We start from the raw sequence: 16,334 nt of genomic DNA, 5'->3' as shown, positions 1-16,334 counted from the left end.
GGAAACGACGTGACTCGCTTCTGAACCTGCCCATCGCGGAAACCCGCGCATGTCCCGGGTGTTCCCTTTACCGAACGCAGGAGGCGCGCATGAACAGCATCATCTACATCGTGGGACTCGTCGTGGTCGTGATCGCCGTGCTGACCTTCTTCGGGCTGCGCTGAGCGAGCCTCAGGCCGGCTTCCGGGCCGCCATCAGGTAGTTCACGGCCATGTCGCCCGAGATGCGGAAGCCGCCGGACACGGCCGGCACCATGCCGGCCGTGTCCGTCACGGCGAGCCCGGCGCCGCGCAGCAGCGCGCCGAGTTCCGACGGCCGCAGGAACAGCTTCCAGTCATGCGTGCCCACGGGCAGCCAGCGCAGCAGCCGCTCGGCACCGAGGATGGCGAAGAGCCAGGAGCGGCGCGTCCGGTTGAGCGTCGAGAGCACCACCAGACCGCCGGGCCGCGCGAGCCGTGCCAGGGCGGCGCAGAAGGCCGGCCGCTCGGCGGCGGGCACGTGTTCGATGACCTCCAGCGCGATCACCGCGTCGAAGCCGCCCTCCTCCAGGCTTTCCGGGGTGCCCGCGCGGTAATCCACCGCCACGCCGGACTCCGCGGCATGGGCCCGCGCCGCCTCCAGCGCCGCGCCGGCCGCATCCAGGCCCGTGACCGCCGCCTGGCGCCGCGCCAGCCACTCCGCGGCCAGCCCCGCGCCGCAGCCCACATCCAGGATCCGGAGGCCCTCAAGCGGCCCCAGCCGGGCGGCGATCCAGGCCATCCGCACCGGATTCATGGCGTGGAGCGGTGCCATCGGCCCGCGCGGGTTCCACCATTCGCCCGCCAGCGCGTCGAATTTCGCGACTTCCGCGGCGTTGGCGGAGCCGCCGCCCGATAGCTCCGCCGAGCCGGCCGTGTTGCCCATCTGCGTCATGCCCGGTATCTGACGCGCCCCCACTCCCACCGCAAGGCCCGCAAACCGGGCCAGGAACCACGATGTCCCGTATCGTCATGAAGTTCGGCGGCACTTCCGTCGCTGATCTGGACCGGATCCGCAATGTCGCGGCCCGCGTGAAACGCGAGGTCGAGGCCGGCCACCAGGTGGCCGTGGTGGTCTCGGCCATGTCGGGGACGACGAACCAGCTGGTGAAATGGTGCCAGGAGCTCTCGCCGCTGCATGATGCGCGGGAATACGACGTCGTGGTCGCGACGGGCGAGCAGGTGACGATTGGCCTCACCGCCATCGCGCTGCAGGCCATCGGCGTGGAGGCGCGCTCCTGGCAGGGGTGGCAGATTCCCATCCTCACCGACAACGCCCATGGCAAGGCCCGGGTGGACAAGATCATCGGCGAGGAGCTCGTCAAGCGGATGGAACAGGGGCAGGTGCCCGTGGTCGCCGGCTTCCAGGGCATCGAGCCCGGCCGCAACCGCGTGACGACCCTCGGCCGCGGCGGCTCGGACCTCTCGGCCGTGGCCCTGGCGGCGGCGCTGGGCGCCGATCGCTGCGACATCTACACCGACGTGGACGGCATCTACACGACCGATCCGCGCATCGTGCCCAAGGCCCGCAAGCTCGAGAAGATCTCCTACGAGGAGATGCTGGAGCTGGCCTCGGTGGGCGCCAAGGTATTGCAGACCCGCTCTGTCGAGCTCGCCATGAAGGCGAATGTGCGCGTGCAGGTGCTATCCAGTTTCGAGGACAAGCCAGGCTCCCTGGTCGTGGATGAGGACGAGATCATGGAGAAGCCGATCGTTTCCGGCATCGCCTATTCGAGGGACGAGGCGAAGGTCACGCTGCGCCGCGTGCCGGACCGCCCGGGCGTGGCCGCCCGCATCTTCGGGCCGCTCTCGGACGCCAATGTGAACGTGGACATGATCGTCCAAAACATCGGCGAGGACGGCAACACGGACATGACCTTCACGGTCGGCCGCACCGACCTGCCGCGCGCCAGGGACATCCTGGAGAAGGCCAAGGCCGAGCTGAACTACGGCGAGCTGATCGCCGATCCGGACGTGACGAAGATCAGCGTGGTCGGCATCGGCATGCGCACCCATGCGGGCGTCGCCTCGACCATGTTCAAGGCGCTGTCCGAGAAGGGCATCAACATCCAGGTGATCTCCACCAGCGAGATCAAGGTGAGCGTGCTGGTCGCGGCCGACTACACCGAGCTCGCGGTGCGCGCGCTGCACACGGCCTACGGGCTGGACGCCGCCTGATGGATCAGGTCGCGCCCGCCGTTCCGCAAGCGGCCTTCGCCGAGATCGATCGGCTGATGGCGCGGGGCGCGGCCTTCTTCGGCACCCGCTACGCGCTGCTGGCCGGCGCCATGTCCTGGGTGAGCGAGCGCCACCTGGTGGCCGCCATCTCCAATGCCGGCGCCTTCGGCGTCATCGCCTGCGGCGCCATGGAGCCGGACCGGCTCGACCAGGAGATCGCGGCGACCAAGGCGCTGACCCAAAAGCCCTTCGGCGTGAACCTGATCACCATGCACCCCCGGCTGGAGCAGCTGGTGGACACCTGCATCGGCCATGGCGTCAGCCACATCGTCTTCGCCGGCGGCATCCCGCCCGGCTCGGCGATCAAGCGGGCCAAGGAGGGCGGGGCGAAGATCGTCTGCTTCGCCCCCGCCCTGGCGCTCGCGAAGAAGCTCATCCGCTCCGGCGCCGACGCCCTGGTCATCGAGGGCAGCGAGGCGGGCGGGCATATCGGGCCCGTCAGCCTCAACGTGCTGGCGCAGGAGATCCTGCCGCATATCACCGATGTGCCGGTTTTCGTGGCCGGCGGCATCGGGCGGGGGGAGGCCATCCTCTCCTACCTGGAGATGGGGGCGGCCGGCGCGCAGCTTGGCACGCGCTTCGTCTGCGCGACGGAATGCATCGCCCATCCGAACTTCAAGAAGGCCTTCATCCGGGGCGCGGCGCGCGATGCGCTGCCAACGGTGCAGATCGACGAGCGCTTCCCGGTCATCCCCGTCCGTGCCCTGCAGAACGAGGGCACCAAGCGGTTCATGGAGCACCAGGCGGCCGTGCTGAAGCGGTTCCAGTCGGGCGAGCTGGCGAAGGACGAGGCGCAGCTGGACATCGAGCACTTCTGGGCCGGGGCGCTGCGGCGGGCGGTGATCGACGGCGACGTGGAGAACGGCTCGCTGATGGCCGGGCAGAGCGTGGGCATGGTCACGCGGGAGCAGCCGGCGGCCGAGATCGTGGCCGAGCTGGTGGGCCAGGCCGCCGCGGCCTGGGCCGCCCGCCGATCTGCGTGCAGATCCGGGCCTGCATGAAGATTCGCACGGACGCGCTTTCGGGCCTTTTGCCCCCGCCCGGGACGGTTTAACCATGGGCCCGTGTTCGACGACATGAAACGCTTCCGCCCCCAGGAGGCTCCCGCGGTGGACGCCGCCCGGCTCGGTGAGGAATTGCGCGACGCGCGCCTCGCCCTCGGTCTCGCGATCGAGGATGTGGCCGCCCAGCTGCGCATCCGCCGGGTCTACCTGATCGCGCTCGAGGAAGGGCGCGTGCGGGACCTGCCCTCCGCGGCCTATGCCGTGGGGTTCGTGCGGAACTATTCCGGCTTCCTGGGCCTCGATCCGGGCGACATGGTGCGCCGCCTGCGCGATGCGGTCTCCGGTGTCGGTGCCCGCAAGGCCGACCTCGTCTTCCCCGAGCCGGTCCCCGAGCGCGGCTTCCCCGCCGGCGTGGTGGTGCTCGTGGGCGCGGTGATCGCCATCGGCGCCTATGTGGCCTGGTACAACTGGACCGGGACCAGCAACCGCAGCGTGGACGCCGTCCCGCCCGTGCCGGCGCGCCTCGAGACCGCCGCCCGCAGCGGCGAGGCCCTGCGGCCCGCGGCGCCGGCGCCCGCCGGCAGCCCCGCGGCCCCTGCGACGACGCCCCCCGGCCCGCCGGCCACGCCCGGACCCGGCCCGCAATCGGGGACGCCGGGCATGCCGCCCCTGCCGGTGCCGACGCCCGTGCCCGTCCAGGTCCCGCCGCCGGTCGTCGCGCCCGTTGCGCCGGCGCCACCGTCGAACCCGGACCAGTCGCGCATCACCATCCGCGCGAAGGCCGATGTCTGGACCCAGGTGCGCGACACGCGGAGCAATCAGCAGCTGCTGAACCGCGTCATGCGCGCGGGAGAGACCTTCGCCGTCCCCAATCGCGAAGGGCTGGTCTTCTCCACGGGCAATGCGCAGGCGACCGAGGTCCTGGTCGAGGGCACGCCGTCGCCGGTCGTCAGCGAACTGCGGGGCGTCCGGCGCGACGTGCCGCTGACCGTGACGCATCTCCGCCCGCCCACGGCGACGCCGGGCGGGCAGCCGCCCGCTCCCGCGCGGTCGGCCCCGGCGGCCCCGCGCCCGGCGCAATAGCGGTCGTCCCCCCACGCCCTTTGGCAACGCGCCGCGGGGGCCTATATTGCGGGCGAAACGGGATTCCGAGGACCGCATGAGCTACCGGCCTTACCAGCACATCCAACGCCGCAAGTCGCGCCAGATCCGGGTGGGCAAGGTGCTGGTCGGCGGCGACGCGCCGATTTCGGTCCAGACCATGACCAACACCTTGACCTCGGATGCCGAGGCCACGATCGCGCAGATCCGCCTCTCCGAGGTGGCCGGCGTCGACATCGTGCGCGTGAGCTGCCCCGACGAGGACAGCACCAAGGCGCTCGCCGAGATCGTGCGCGAGGTGAACGTCCCCATCGTCGCCGACATCCATTTCCACTACCGCCGCGCCATCGAGGCGGCCAAGGCCGGCGCGGCCTGCCTGCGCATCAACCCGGGCAATATCGGCTCGGCCGAGCGCGTGAAGGAGGTCGTGAAGGCGGCCAAGGACTATGGCTGCTCCATCCGCATCGGCGTGAATGCCGGCTCGCTGGAGAAGCACCTGCTGGAGAAGTACGGGGAGCCCAATCCGGAGGCGCTGGTCGAGAGCGCGCTGTGGCACGCCGACCACCTGCTGCAGAACGACTTCCACGAGTTCAAGATCAGCGTGAAGGCGTCCGACGTCTTTCTGGCCGTCGCCGCCTATCAGCAGCTGGCCGATGCCTGCGACCATCCGCTGCATATCGGCATCACCGAGGCGGGCGGCAAGCGCACGGGCACGGTGAAGTCGTCGGTGGGGCTGGGCTCGCTGCTCTGGGCCGGCATCGGCGACACGATGCGCGTCTCGCTCTCGGCCGAGCCGGCGGAGGAGGTCGCGGTCGGCTGGGACATCCTGAAGTCGCTGCATCTGCGCCACCGCGGGGTGAAGATCATCTCCTGCCCCTCCTGCGCGCGGCAGGGCTTCGACGTGATCCGCACTGTGGAGAAGCTGGAGGAGCGGCTGGCCCATGTGGTGCAGCCGATCAGCCTCTCCATCATCGGCTGCGTGGTGAACGGGCCGGGCGAGGCGCTGATGACCGATATCGGCCTGACCGGCGGCGGCGCGGGCCGGCACATGGTCTATTCGGCCGGCCGGCAGGACCACCAGACCGACACCGACGCCATGGTGGACCACCTCGTGGGTCTCGTGGAGACGCGGGCAGCCATCCTGCAGGCCGAGGCGGATGCGCAGAAGGCAGCCGAGGCGGCGGAGAAGCAGGCGGTCCTGGCGGCGGAGTGACGCCGCGGTTGATTTGATGGTCCTTGGTGCATAAGTATTACTTCGATCAGGAGGTAATACCATGGGCATGCCCATTACCGTGAAGGGACAGGTGACCATCCCCAAGCCCATGCGGGATCACCTGGGCCTTGAGCCAGGGAGCCGCGTGGAGTTTGAGGCTCTGCCCGACGGCAGTATTTCCATGCGGAAAGCTCCGGACCAACTGCCGGTTCCGGATCGGTTCGGTGCATTGCGAGGATGCGGCACCGCGCTCCCGGACCTTACTGCTGACGAAGTCATGCAGCTGATGCGTGGCGACGACGATTGACCTTCGTCGATACCAACATCCTGCTCGATATCATTCAGGGCCGATCCGAGTGGACCGAATGGTCTCGCCAGCGACTGAACGAGCGTGTCGCTCTCGGGCCACTCGTCATCAACGATATCGTTTTTTCGGAAGTTTCCGTCAGCTTCCGGCATCTGGACGAACTGGACCAGTTCCTGCAAGCCGCCGGCATTGAGGTCCAGCGGACCCCGCGCGAGGGGCTGGCGCTCGCTGCCCAGGCGCATCTTCAGTACCGCCGCCGTGGCGGCAGCCGGATCGGCGTGCTGCCCGACTTCTTTATCGGTGCCCATGCCGCCATCCGTCGCATGCCGCTCCTGACGCGGGACGCGGCCCGCTATCGCAGCTATTTCCCTGACCTCATGCTCATCGCCCCTGCCTGAACCCTTGCCCCCGTCCCACTCCAAGGCTACCCCCGCACGCCATGTCCAGCCAGAAATTCCAACCCCCGCGCGGCCTGCGTGACCTCATCGGCGACGAGTTCCGCCGGCACCACCGGGTCATCAAGACCGCGCGCCGCATCTCCGCGCTCTACGGCTTCGAGGAATGGGCCCCGCCCATCTTCGAGGACACGCGCGTCTTCGCCCGCGGGCTGGGCGAGACCTCTGACGTGGTCAGCAAGGAGATGTACACCTTCACCGACCGCGGCGGGGAATCCGTCACGCTGCGTCCGGAGGCGACGGCCGGCCTCTGCCGCGCGCTGGTCAGTAACGGCCTCGCCCAGGCGAACCTGCCGCGCAAGATCTTCTGCGCCGGGCCGATGTTCCGCTACGAGCGCCCGCAGGCCGGCCGCTTCCGCCAGTTCCACCAGATCGACATCGAGGTGATGGGCGCGGCCGAGCCGCTCGCCGATGCCGAGGTGATCGCCTGCGGCCACCACGTCCTGCGCGAGCTGGGCGTGGCCGAGGGCGTGGTGCTGGAGGTGAACACGCTGGGCGACGCCGAGAGCCGCGACGCCTATCGCGCGGCGCTGGTCCTGCACTTCTCCGCGAACCGCGACGCGCTCAGCGAGGACAGCCAGCGCCGGCTGGAGAAGAATCCGCTCCGCATCATCGACAGCAAGGACGAGGGCGACCGCAGGCTGGTGGCCGACGCGCCGACGATCGCCGGCTACCTGACGCCGACGGCCCGCGCCCATTGGGATGCGCTGCGCCGCCACCTCGACGGCTTCGGCGTGCCCTGGCGCGAGAACCCGCGGATCGTCCGCGGCCTCGACTACTACAGCCACACCGCCTTCGAATTCGTGACCGACCGGCTCGGCGCGCAGGGCACGGTGATGGGCGGGGGCCGCTATGACGGGCTCGTCGAGGAGATGGGCGGCCCGCCGACCCCCTCCGTCGGCTGGGCCGCGGGCGTGGAGCGGCTCTCCATGCTGCTGGAGGCCGGCAGCCTGACGCCGGTGGCGCCTCGACTGGTCAACGTGGTCCCGGTCTCCGAGGCCGAGGAGGGCGTCGCCATGGCGGTGCTCCAGACGCTGCGCGCCGGCGGGATCGCGGCCGAGATGGGCTATCGCGGCAACCTCAAGCGCCGCATGGAGCGGGCGAACAGGCAGAATGCCCGCGCGGCCCTCATCATCGGCGAGACCGAGGCGGCCAAGGGCATGGTGCAGCTGCGCGATCTCGACGCCGGCACGCAGGAAGAAGTCCCTCTCGTCGCCCTCGTGGAGCGGCTGCGCGGATGAGCCTGCCCGCCTCGCTCGACCGGGTGATGCTGCGCGCGGCCGAACTGCGCGCGCAGCTCGAGACCGCCGATGGCGCCCAGGTCGGCACGCTCTCCAAGGAGCTCTCGACGCTGGAGCCCCTGGTCGAGAAGGTCACGGAATACCGCGCCCTGGAGGCCGCCCAGGCCGAGGCCGAGGCGCTGCTCGCCGATCCCGAGATGCGCGAGCTGGCCGAGGCCGAGCTCCACGAGACCAGGCACAGCCTGCCCCGCATGGAGCGCGAGATCCGCCTCATGCTGCTGCCGCGCGACGCGGCGGACGAGCGCAACGCCATCCTGGAGATCCGCCCCGCCGCGGGCGGCGACGAGGCCGGGCTCTTCGCCGGCGAGCTCTTCGGCGCCTATCAGAAATACGCGGAATCGAGCGGCTGGCGCTTCACCGTGCTCGAATACGACGAGAACGAGCTGGGCGGCGTGAAGGGCGCCTCGGCCGAGATCGAGGGCAAGGACGTCTTCGCCCGCTTCAAGTTCGAGAGCGGCGTGCACCGCGTCCAGCGCGTGCCGGCGACGGAGACGCAGGGGCGCATCCACACCTCGACCGTGACGGTGGCCGTTCTCGCCGAGGCCGAGGAGGTGGATATCAGGATCGAGGACAAGGACCTCCGCATCGACACCTACCGTGCGCAGGGCGCCGGCGGGCAGCACGTCAACAAGACGGACAGCGCGGTCCGGATCACCCATATCCCGACGGGGACCGTGGTGGCGATGCAGGAGGAGAAGAGCCAGCACAAGAACAAGGCCAAGGCCATGAAGATGCTGCGCGCCAAGATCTACGACGCGCAGCGCTCGGCGCTCGATTCCGCCCGCGCGGCCGACCGCCGCGGCCAGGTCGGCTCCGGCGACCGCAGCGAGCGCATCCGCACCTACAACTTCCCCCAGGGCCGCGTGACGGACCACCGCATCGGCCTCACCCTGCACAAGATCGACCGGATCATGATGGGCGAGATGGACGACATCTTCGACGCCCTGGTCAGCGAGGATGAGGCCCGTCGGCTGGCGGAGGAGGGGTGACCACGGTCGGCGCCCTGCTCTGCCAGGGCGGCCGGGCACTGCGCGAGGCTGGAATCGCGGATTCGCGGCGGGAAGCCCGGCTGCTTCTCGCCCATGCCCTGGATTCGAGCACGGAGGCCCTGCTGCGCGACCCGGGCGCGGAGGTCGCGCCGGAGGCGGCTGGTCGCTTCCGATCGCTTCTGACGCGCCGGGCCGGGCGGGAGCCCGTGGCGCAGATCACCGGCCATGCCGGCTTCTGGACCCTCGACCTGGAGGTCGGGCCCCAGACGCTCGTCCCGCGCGCCGATTCGGAGGCGCTGATCGAGGCGCTTCTGGGCACTGGAATCGTCCCCCGTCGCATCCTGGACCTCGGCACCGGCACCGGCTGCCTGCTCCTGGCCGCGCTCGCCGAATTTCCCGGGGCGCATGGGGTCGGGATCGACCTGATTCCGGACGCCGCCGCCCTGGCGTCCCGCAACGCGGCCCGCAACGGCCTGGAAGACCGAGGAAGTTTCCTCGCTGGCCGCTGGGCGGAGGCGATTTCCGGCCGCTTCGATGTAATCCTGTCGAACCCTCCCTATATCGAGTCCGGCGCGATCGCAGGGCTGATGCCCGAAGTCTCGCGGCACGAGCCCGCCTCCGCCCTCGATGGGGGCCCCGACGGGCTCGACGCCTATCGCACCATCCTGAGCCAGCTGCCCCGTCTCCTGACACCGGCCGGAATTGCCGTGCTGGAATTGGGCGAGGGGCAGGGGCCCGCCGTCTCGGCCTTGGCCGAATCGGCGGGACTCCGGGTGCTGGGCGGGCACGAGGACCTTGGCGGGATCACCCGGGCGTTGTTATTGGCGTTGCAACAGAAACCGGTTGGCGGAAGTCCCGATCCCGTCTAGAGTCCCATTGTCAGCAAGGCCTCAGGCCGGCAGACGGGCGCTGCGGCCCCTTTCGGGATCTGACCCGGGGACGGCGGCGCCTCACAACCGACAGCTCGCGCGGAGACGAGACCTGCGCGGCATCAAGACAGCGAAGCACAGCAACGAATGAACATGAAGCGCATGCGCCGTGGCCATCGTCATGGTGGAGGCGGCGGCGGCGGTGGCGGCGGTCAGTACCGGAGCACCGGCGGCGGTGGCGGCGGGAACGGCAACCAGCCCCTGAATCGCAACCACGTTTTCGACTCCAGCGGCCCCGATGTCCGCCTTCGTGGCACGGCCCAGCAGCTGTTCGAGAAGTATCTGCAGCTGGGGCGGGACGCGACGGGCGGCGGCGACCGCGTGGCGGCCGAGGGCTATTTCCAGCATGCCGAGCACTACTTCCGCATCCTGGGCGCCATGAACGCGGCGCAGCAGCAGGTCCAGCCGCAGCAGCAGCAGGACCGCCGCTACCGCGATCAGCACGAAGGCTATCGGGACCAGGGCGAGGGCTACGGCCAGGAGAACGGTCCGGGCCAGGATGCGGCCGAATCCGGTGACGCGAACGGCCATCCCAGCCTTGAGGCCGAGCTGGCCGGCGAGGCGGAGACGCTGCCGATGCCCCAGCTTCGCCGTCCGGTGCCGAACCCGGAAGAGCCGGCTCAGTAAGGCGGACGGTGCCAGGCGCGAAGCGCCGAATCCGGATCGCCGATCCGGGGCTCAGGCCTTTTCCGAGGCCTCCCTGAGCGCGAAGACGCGCAGCCGGCTGGCCAGGGGCTCCTCGGCCCCGGCGCGCGCGGCATCCTGCTCGGCGATGAGCGCGGCGAGGGTGGTGCCCCGCCGTGCCGCCGCCCCCTCCAGCACCGTCCAGAACTCCGGCTCCAGCGCGATCGACGTCGCGTGGCCGGCGAGGCGCAGGCTCCGCTTGGCCAGATGGCGCATCAGCTCCCCGGGAGGCTGATGCCCGGCTTGAGCATCGCTTCCGGCTTCACCCAGCGGTCGAAGTCCTCGGCGGTAACGGCCCCGAGGCGCAGCGCGGCCTGGCGCAGCGTCAGATCCTCGTGCAGGGCCAGCTTGGCGATGGCGACTGCCCGGTCGTAGCCGATATGCGGGTTCAGCGCGGTCGCGAGCATGAGCGACTTGGCCAGGTTGTCCGCGATCCGCCCAAGGTTCGGCTCCAGCTTGTCCACCATGTTGCGGGCGAAGCTCTCCGCCGCGTCGGCGAGCAGCGAGGCCGATTGCAGCACCGCATTGATGATCACCGGCTTGTAGACGTTGAGCTCCAGATGCCCCTGGCTCGCCCCGACGGTGACGGTGACCTGGTTCCCCATCACCTGGGCACAGACCATGGTCAGTGCCTCGCTCTGGGTGGGATTGGTCTTACCCGGCATGATGCTGCTGGACAGCCCATCCTCCGGGATCACCAGCTCGGAGATGCCGGCCCGCGGGCCGCTGCCCATCAGCCGCACGTCGTTGGCGATCTTCGTCAGCGAGGCGGAAATGGTGTTCATCTGCCCGTGCAGTTCCAGCAGCGCGTCATGCGCCGCCATCCCCTCGGACTTGTCGGGATTGGGCGTGAAGGGCAGGCCGATGCGCGTGGCCGCGACCTCGCAGAAGGCCCGGTCGAAATCCGGATGCCGGTTCAGCCCGGTGCCCGCGGCCGTGCCGCCCTGCGGAAGCTGCAGCAGCCGCGGCATGGTCGAATCCAGCCGCGCGATGCCCAGCAGCACCTGCCGGGCATAGGTCGCGAACTCGCCGCCCAGCGTCACGGGCACCGCATCCATCAGGTGCGTGCGGCCGATCTTGATGATCTCGGCCCATTGCGAGGCCCGCGCGCCGAGGCTGTCCGCCAGCACCTTGAGGGCGGGCTTCAGCCGGTGCTCCACCGCCTGGGCGGCGGCCAGATGCATGACGGTGGGGAAGTTGTCGTTGGAGGACTGCCCGCGATTCACATGGTCGTTCGGGTGGACCGGCTGCCGGGCGCCCAGCGGGTGGCCCAGGATCTGGTTCGCCCGATTGGAGATGACCTCGTTGGCGTTCATGTTGGTCTGCGTGCCGGAGCCGGTCTGCCAGATGGGCAGGGGGAACTCCTCGTCGCGCTGGCCGGCGATGATCTCGTTGGCCGCCTGGCGGATCGGGTCGGCGATGTGCATCGGCAGCTCGCCCAGATGGGCATTGGCCTCGGCGGCCGCCCATTTCTGCAGCCCCACGGATTTGATGAGCAGCGGCGAGAAGCGCTCGGTGCCGATGGCGAAGAGGCGGCGGGCCCGCTCCGTCTGCGGGCCCCAGAGGCGCTCCTCGGGAATCTCGATCGTGCCGAGGCTGTCGGTTTCGGTGCGGGTGGTCATGCCGGCTCCTGTGCGTGCGGGAAGAAAGCGCGACTGGCCGCAGGGTTACAACCCAGCGTGCCGCGCGGCCCGCCCTCGGTGCAGAGATCGTGCCGCCGGCGCGGAAATCCAGCTCGGGAGGCGCCGCCGGCGCCTGGGCCGGGCTGATGGACCCGCGGCCGATTGACGCGGTGCCGGGCGGCCCGGCATGAATCCGGAAACGCCAAGGACGCCCATCTATGCTGAGCCTACGCCCGAACTGCGAATGCTGCGGCCGCGACATGCCTCCCGATAGCCGCGACGCGCTCATCTGCTCCTTCGAATGCACTTGGTGCGCCGATTGCACGGCCACGAAGCTGCCCGGCGGGATGTGCCCCAATTGCGGCGGCGAGCTGGTGCGGCGGCCGATCCGGCCGGCGGCGAAGCTGCAGGCGTTCCCGGCCTCGACGGAGCGCAAGCACCGGCCGGAGAGGTGCGGCGGCGCCCTGGTCGCGTGACCGGGGGGCTCAGTCCCCGTAGTTGGCGATCTCGATCAGGTTCCCGTCGGGATCCCGGCAATAGACCGAGGTGATCGGGCCCAGCGCGCCGTCCTTGGGCGTCGGTCCCTGCTCCACGGTCACGCCGCAGCTGTGCAGGTGCTCGATCACCTGGGCGGCGGTGACGGTCACGATGAAGCAGAGATCCTGCCCGCCGGGGGCGGTGGCCGGCCCGCTCCACCACTCGGCCTGACTCGCCTCCACCGGCCGCAGGTTGATCTTCTGGCCGCCGAAGCGGACCGCGGTGCGGTTGTGCGGGCCGAAATCCGCGCGCTCCATGCCCAGCACGCGCTGGTACCAGGCCGCGCTGATCTCCACGTCCTTGACCGTCATCACGAGGTGGTCGAGCCGGTCGACGGCGAAGCGCATGGGCTAGTGCTCTCCCTGGCGGCGGCGCCGCGCGGTGACCTGGATCTCGATGCGCATCGCATCGGTCTGCAGATCGGCATGGATCAGCGTGGAGGCGGGCCTGGCCACGCCGAAATACCTTTTCACGACCGGCCAGCAGGGCTCCCAATCCTCGCGCCTTGGCACGATGAAGAGGGCGCGGACCACGTCGTCCAGCGTCGCATCGGCCTCGGCCAGGGCCGCGGCGATGTTGCGGAAGGTCTGGTCGCACTGGCCGACCACGTCGTCCACGATGGTCATGTTCGCGTAGTCGTAGCCGGTGGTGCCGGAGACGAAGATATCGTCCCCGTCCACCACGGCGCGGGAATATCCGATCTCCTCCTCGAAGCGGGAGCCGGAGGAGATGAGGCGTCGGGTCATCGGTTCACCTGTGCGTGGCGGGGGCGACGATCGCGGCGGTGAGGCGCCGCACGAAGGGCAGCACGACCAGCAGGGTCGGGAAGCCGATGAGCCAGGAGGACGCCCAGGCGACCGGCCAGGCCAGCAGCGCCTCCAGGGAGAGCTTCAGCGCAAGCACCGTGGAAACGCCCGAGATGACGCAGGTCATGAAGATGGAGAGCAGGAAGGGCAGCACGAGCCCGGCATAGCGGGCGGGGATCTTCGGAAATGCCATGAGAGGGCCTCTCGCCGGAGGCCCTTCGCCGCGCCGTCATCCCAGGCCGGGCATGCGGGGCAGGGGCGAGGGGCCGGGTCGAATGCGTCTGAGGTGAGAGGCCGGCGGCCGGCCCGGAATGCGGGTTGGCGCCGGCCGGAAGGCTGCGCGGCTCAGAAGCGTGAAGCGATCCAGGGCGGCGCGGCATCCGTGGCGATCCGGGCCTTACTCCAGCCCTTCGTAGAAGTCGTTGCCCTTGTCGTCCATGACGATGAACGCGGGGAAGTCCTCCACCTCGATGCGCCAGACGGCCTCCATGCCGAGCTCGGGATACTCCAGCACCTCGACCTTGCGGATGCAGTCCTGTGCCAGCCGCGCCGCCGGCCCGCCGACCGAGCCGAGGTAGAAGCCGCCATAGGTCTTGCAGGCGTTCAGCACGGCCTTGCTGCGATTGCCCTTGGCGAGCATCACGAGCGAGCCGCCGGCGCGCTGGAAGGCCTCGACATAGCTGTCCATGCGTCCGGCGGTGGTCGGGCCGAAGCTGCCGGTCGCCATGCCGGTCGGCGTCTTGGCCGGGCCGGCATAGTAGACCGGATGGTTCTTGAGGTAGTCGGGCAGGCCCTGGCCGGCCTCGATCCGCTCCTGCAGCTTGGCATGCGCGATGTCGCGCGCGACCACGATCGTGCCGGTCAGCGAGACGCGGGTCTTCACCGGATGCTTGCTGAGTTCGGCGCGGATGGCGTCCATCGGCTGGTCGAGGTCGATCTTCACCACGTCGCCGCCGAGGATGTCCTCGGTGTGCTCGGGCAGGTAGTGCGCCGGGTCGTGCTCCAGCTCCTCGAGGAAGACGCCCTCGGGCGTGATCTTCGCCTTGATCTGCCGGTCGGCCGAGCAGGAGACGCCGATGCCGATGGGCAGCGAGGCGCCGTGGCGCGCCAGGCGCACCACCCGCACGTCGTGGCAGAAATACTTGCCGCCGAACTGCGCGCCGATGCCGAGATTCTGGGTGAGCTGGTGGATCTCCTGCTCCAGCTCCGGGTCGCGGATCGCGTGGCCCGCCTTGCTGCCCGTGGTGGGGAGCGCGTCGAGATACTTGGTGGAGGCGAGCTTCACGGCCTTCAGCGTCGTCTCGGCGCTGGTGCCGCCGATCACGACCGCGAGATGGTAGGGCGGGCAGGCCGAGGTGCCCAGCGTCTTCACCTTCTCCTCGATGAAGGCGAGCAGCTTGGCCTTGTTCAGCACCGCGCGGGTCTGCTGGTAGAGGAAGGTCTTGTTGGCCGAGCCGCCGCCCTTCAGCACGAACATCAGGTGCAGCTCATCGGCCTTGTAGTCGCCGGGATTGGCCAGGATGGTGAAGTCGACCGGCAGGTTGTTGCCGGTGTTCACCTCGTCATACATCGAGAGCGGCGCCATCTGGCTGTAGCGCAGGTTGGTCTCGGTGTAGGTGCGGGCGACGCCGTAGCTGATCGCCTCCTCCTCGTCGCCCTCGACCCAGACGCGCTGGCCCTTCTTGCCGAAGACGATGGCCGTGCCGGTGTCCTGGCACATGGGCAGGGCGCCGCCAGCGGCGATATTGGCATTCTTCAGCAGGTCGAGCGCCACGAAGCGGTCGTTCGCGCTGGCCTCGGGATCGTCCAGGATCTTGCGGAGCTGCGCGAGATGCGCCGGCCGCAGCAGGTGCGAGACCTCGTGGCAGGCGGTGAAGGCCAGCTCCTCCAGCACCTTGGGCGGCACGCGCAGCACGCGCCTGCCGTCCACCTCGACCGTGCTCACGCCCTCGATGGGGAGCTTGCGATAGGTCGTCGTGTCCGCGCCGAGCGGGAACATCGTGCTGAAGGAATAGCCGGGCGGCCGAGAAGGAGCGTCGAGGGGCATCGGAACCATCCACAAGTCTTCGCAAGAACCCATAGCCCAAGCGCATGGCGCCGTCAGCCCGGCCGGGAAGGATGGAGGGGGGGGGGCAGGCCCCCCCCCGCTCATCCGGCCTGCGCGCCCGAGATCCGCACCATCTCCGCCCAGCGCGGCACCTCGGCGCGCAGCCGCGCCTCCAGCTCCGCCGGCGTCGAGGCGTTGAGCCGCGCCCCCATGCCGATCGCCCGCCGTTGCAGCGCCGGATCGGCCCAGAGGTTGCGGATCTCGGCCGAGAGCCGCTCGGCGATCTCCTGCGGCATGGCGGCGGGCCCGGCCCAGAAGTGCCAGGGGCTCATGCTGAAATTGTCGAATCCTGCCTCGGCCATGGTCGGGACGTCGGGCAGGCTCGGCCAGCGCTGGTCCATGGCCACCGCCAGCGCCCGGATGCTGTTGTCCTGGATGACGCCCGTGTAGCTGCCGAGATTGTCGATCGCCATCTGCACGTCGCCGCCCAGCATGGCCGGGACGACCTGCGCGCCGCTGCGGAAGGGCACATGCGTTCCCTCGATGCCGGCGCGGTTGCAGAAATAGGCGCCGGAGAGGTGCACGGTGGTGCCGGTGCCCGGCGAGCCGAAGCTGACGCCGCCGCGCAGCTGGCGCGCCCAGGTCACGAATTCCGCCACGCTGCGGGCGGGCACGTGCCGCGACGGCACGGCGAAGATATTGGGCAGGTCCCACATCGAGCTGATGAAGCGGAAGTCCTTCCAGGTGTCGAAGGGCACGCTGGGGAAGACCATCGGGTTGATGACGGCCGTGTTCATCGGGAAGGTGCTGATCGTGTAGCCGTCTGGCGTCGCGCGAGCGAGCGCCTCGGCCGCGATATTGCCCGAGGCGCCGCTGCGGGTCTCGACCACGAAGGGTTGGCCCAGGCGCTGGGACAGCACCTCGGCCGCCATCCGCGTCAGCACGTCGATCGACCCGCCGGGCGCGAAACCCACGAGGATGCGGACGGGCTTGCTGGGCCAGGCGGGCTGCGCCACGGCCGGCGCGGCGAGCGGGACGAGCGTGGGGGCGGCCAGCAGGTGACGGCGCTTCAACATGGGATTCC

Annotated in this window: 19 protein-coding genes; 11 read left to right on the top strand and 8 right to left on the bottom strand. The window is 70.0% G+C overall.

Annotated elements, in window-relative coordinates; all coding sequences use genetic code 11:
- Positions 1-171: 171 nt before the first annotated feature.
- The gene (ubiG, locus tag EJV46_RS05535; protein ID WP_206020706.1) at positions 172-912 is read right to left on the bottom strand and encodes a bifunctional 2-polyprenyl-6-hydroxyphenol methylase/3-demethylubiquinol 3-O-methyltransferase UbiG; all 741 of its coding nucleotides are present in this window, start codon (positions 910-912) and stop codon (positions 172-174) included.
- A 62-nt stretch (positions 913-974) separates the two neighbouring features.
- On the opposite strand from ubiG, the gene EJV46_RS05530 reads away from it, so the two are divergent.
- The 10 genes from EJV46_RS05530 (at position 975) to EJV46_RS05485 (ending at position 10,181) form a co-directional block, all read left to right on the top strand.
- Positions 975-2,195 (top strand): aspartate kinase, encoded by a 1,221-nt coding sequence (locus tag EJV46_RS05530; protein ID WP_131547573.1) that lies wholly within the window; start codon positions 975-977, stop codon positions 2,193-2,195.
- A complete protein-coding gene (locus tag EJV46_RS05525; protein WP_131547572.1) occupies positions 2,195-3,256 on the top strand; it encodes a nitronate monooxygenase family protein in 1,062 nt (353 codons plus the stop codon). Before EJV46_RS05530 ends, EJV46_RS05525 begins: the two co-directional genes overlap by 1 nt.
- A gap of 108 nt (positions 3,257-3,364) precedes the next feature.
- Entirely contained in the window at positions 3,365-4,342 is a 978-nt protein-coding gene (locus EJV46_RS05520; protein ID WP_165585351.1) for a helix-turn-helix domain-containing protein, read from the top strand.
- A 76-nt stretch (positions 4,343-4,418) separates the two neighbouring features.
- Positions 4,419-5,573, top strand: coding sequence for a flavodoxin-dependent (E)-4-hydroxy-3-methylbut-2-enyl-diphosphate synthase (ispG, locus tag EJV46_RS05515; protein WP_131547570.1), 1,155 nt, complete (start codon positions 4,419-4,421; stop codon positions 5,571-5,573).
- A gap of 61 nt (positions 5,574-5,634) precedes the next feature.
- Positions 5,635-5,880, top strand: coding sequence for an AbrB/MazE/SpoVT family DNA-binding domain-containing protein (locus tag EJV46_RS05510; protein WP_131547569.1), 246 nt, complete (start codon positions 5,635-5,637; stop codon positions 5,878-5,880).
- A complete protein-coding gene (locus tag EJV46_RS05505; RefSeq protein ID WP_131547568.1) occupies positions 5,877-6,278 on the top strand; it encodes a type II toxin-antitoxin system VapC family toxin in 402 nt (133 codons plus the stop codon). The genes EJV46_RS05510 and EJV46_RS05505 overlap by 4 nt, the downstream gene beginning before the upstream one ends.
- Before the next feature lie 41 nt (positions 6,279-6,319).
- On the top strand, positions 6,320-7,576 hold the full coding sequence (hisS, locus tag EJV46_RS05500; RefSeq protein ID WP_131547567.1) for a histidine--tRNA ligase: 1,257 nt from the start codon (positions 6,320-6,322) through the stop codon (positions 7,574-7,576).
- Complete coding sequence (gene prfA, locus EJV46_RS05495) at positions 7,573-8,625, top strand: peptide chain release factor 1 (protein WP_131547566.1); 1,053 nt, start codon at positions 7,573-7,575, stop codon at positions 8,623-8,625. The genes hisS and prfA overlap by 4 nt, the downstream gene beginning before the upstream one ends.
- A complete protein-coding gene (prmC, locus tag EJV46_RS05490; protein ID WP_131547565.1) occupies positions 8,622-9,494 on the top strand; it encodes a peptide chain release factor N(5)-glutamine methyltransferase in 873 nt (290 codons plus the stop codon). The genes prfA and prmC overlap by 4 nt, the downstream gene beginning before the upstream one ends.
- Positions 9,495-9,647: 153 nt before the next feature.
- Positions 9,648-10,181, top strand: coding sequence for a DUF4167 domain-containing protein (locus EJV46_RS05485; protein ID WP_370323060.1), 534 nt, complete (start codon positions 9,648-9,650; stop codon positions 10,179-10,181).
- A 51-nt stretch (positions 10,182-10,232) separates the two neighbouring features.
- On the opposite strand, the gene EJV46_RS05480 is transcribed toward EJV46_RS05485, so the two are convergent.
- Both EJV46_RS05480 and EJV46_RS05475 read right to left on the bottom strand, forming a co-directional pair.
- Complete coding sequence (locus tag EJV46_RS05480; RefSeq protein ID WP_131547563.1) at positions 10,233-10,454, bottom strand: ribbon-helix-helix domain-containing protein; 222 nt, start codon at positions 10,452-10,454, stop codon at positions 10,233-10,235.
- Positions 10,454-11,860 carry a lyase family protein gene (locus EJV46_RS05475; RefSeq protein WP_131547562.1) on the bottom strand — a complete coding sequence of 469 codons (1,407 nt, stop codon included), beginning with the start codon at positions 11,858-11,860 and terminating at the stop codon, positions 10,454-10,456. Before EJV46_RS05475 ends, EJV46_RS05480 begins: the two co-directional genes overlap by 1 nt.
- Before the next feature lie 218 nt (positions 11,861-12,078).
- On the opposite strand from EJV46_RS05475, the gene EJV46_RS05470 reads away from it, so the two are divergent.
- Entirely contained in the window at positions 12,079-12,336 is a 258-nt protein-coding gene (locus EJV46_RS05470) for a DUF1272 domain-containing protein (RefSeq protein ID WP_131547561.1), read from the top strand.
- 9 nt (positions 12,337-12,345) lie between these two features.
- Here the strand turns inward: EJV46_RS05470 and EJV46_RS05465 are convergent, their stop codons facing one another.
- The 5 genes from EJV46_RS05465 to EJV46_RS05445 all read right to left on the bottom strand — a co-directional run bounded on the left by EJV46_RS05465 (position 12,346) and on the right by EJV46_RS05445 (position 16,326).
- A complete protein-coding gene (locus tag EJV46_RS05465) occupies positions 12,346-12,744 on the bottom strand; it encodes a VOC family protein (RefSeq protein WP_131547560.1) in 399 nt (132 codons plus the stop codon).
- A 3-nt stretch (positions 12,745-12,747) separates the two neighbouring features.
- A complete protein-coding gene (locus tag EJV46_RS05460; RefSeq protein WP_131547559.1) occupies positions 12,748-13,143 on the bottom strand; it encodes a RidA family protein in 396 nt (131 codons plus the stop codon).
- A gap of 4 nt (positions 13,144-13,147) precedes the next feature.
- The gene (locus EJV46_RS05455) at positions 13,148-13,396 is read right to left on the bottom strand and encodes a DUF2798 domain-containing protein (RefSeq protein WP_131547558.1); all 249 of its coding nucleotides are present in this window, start codon (positions 13,394-13,396) and stop codon (positions 13,148-13,150) included.
- 204 nt (positions 13,397-13,600) lie between these two features.
- Entirely contained in the window at positions 13,601-15,250 is a 1,650-nt protein-coding gene (locus tag EJV46_RS05450; RefSeq protein ID WP_131547557.1) for a fumarate hydratase, read from the bottom strand.
- Between the two features lie 101 nt (positions 15,251-15,351).
- A complete protein-coding gene (locus EJV46_RS05445; RefSeq protein ID WP_131547556.1) occupies positions 15,352-16,326 on the bottom strand; it encodes a tripartite tricarboxylate transporter substrate binding protein in 975 nt (324 codons plus the stop codon).
- Between the last annotated feature and the right edge of the window lie 8 nt (positions 16,327-16,334).

The sequence above is a fragment of the Roseococcus sp. SYP-B2431 genome, assembly GCF_004336745.1.
Taxonomy (GTDB): domain Bacteria; phylum Pseudomonadota; class Alphaproteobacteria; order Acetobacterales; family Acetobacteraceae; genus Roseococcus.
The sequence above is the reverse complement of the archived record's forward strand: the minus strand, read 5'-3'. Positions and strand labels throughout refer to the sequence as shown.

Bases quoted from the DNA above. Each gene is read 5' to 3' on its own strand.
- EJV46_RS05480 (WP_131547563.1), bottom strand. From the start codon at position 10,454: ATGCGCCATCTGGCCAAGCGGAGCCTGCGCCTCGCCGGCCACGCGACG.
- EJV46_RS05485 (WP_370323060.1), top strand. From the start codon at position 9,648: ATGAAGCGCATGCGCCGTGGCCATCGTCATGGTGGAGGCGGCGGCGGC.
- EJV46_RS05460 (WP_131547559.1), bottom strand. From the start codon at position 13,143: ATGACCCGACGCCTCATCTCCTCCGGCTCCCGCTTCGAGGAGGAGATC.
- EJV46_RS05455 (WP_131547558.1), bottom strand. From the start codon at position 13,396: ATGGCATTTCCGAAGATCCCCGCCCGCTATGCCGGGCTCGTGCTGCCC.
- EJV46_RS05450 (WP_131547557.1), bottom strand. From the start codon at position 15,250: ATGCCCCTCGACGCTCCTTCTCGGCCGCCCGGCTATTCCTTCAGCACG.
- EJV46_RS05470 (WP_131547561.1), top strand. From the start codon at position 12,079: ATGCTGAGCCTACGCCCGAACTGCGAATGCTGCGGCCGCGACATGCCT.
- EJV46_RS05445 (WP_131547556.1), bottom strand. From the start codon at position 16,326: ATGTTGAAGCGCCGTCACCTGCTGGCCGCCCCCACGCTCGTCCCGCTC.
- hisS (WP_131547567.1), top strand. From the start codon at position 6,320: ATGTCCAGCCAGAAATTCCAACCCCCGCGCGGCCTGCGTGACCTCATC.
- EJV46_RS05510 (WP_131547569.1), top strand. From the start codon at position 5,635: ATGGGCATGCCCATTACCGTGAAGGGACAGGTGACCATCCCCAAGCCC.
- EJV46_RS05530 (WP_131547573.1), top strand. From the start codon at position 975: ATGTCCCGTATCGTCATGAAGTTCGGCGGCACTTCCGTCGCTGATCTG.
- prfA (WP_131547566.1), top strand. From the start codon at position 7,573: ATGAGCCTGCCCGCCTCGCTCGACCGGGTGATGCTGCGCGCGGCCGAA.
- ubiG (WP_206020706.1), bottom strand. From the start codon at position 912: ATGACGCAGATGGGCAACACGGCCGGCTCGGCGGAGCTATCGGGCGGC.
- EJV46_RS05465 (WP_131547560.1), bottom strand. From the start codon at position 12,744: ATGCGCTTCGCCGTCGACCGGCTCGACCACCTCGTGATGACGGTCAAG.
- EJV46_RS05525 (WP_131547572.1), top strand. From the start codon at position 2,195: ATGGATCAGGTCGCGCCCGCCGTTCCGCAAGCGGCCTTCGCCGAGATC.
- ispG (WP_131547570.1), top strand. From the start codon at position 4,419: ATGAGCTACCGGCCTTACCAGCACATCCAACGCCGCAAGTCGCGCCAG.
- EJV46_RS05475 (WP_131547562.1), bottom strand. From the start codon at position 11,860: ATGACCACCCGCACCGAAACCGACAGCCTCGGCACGATCGAGATTCCC.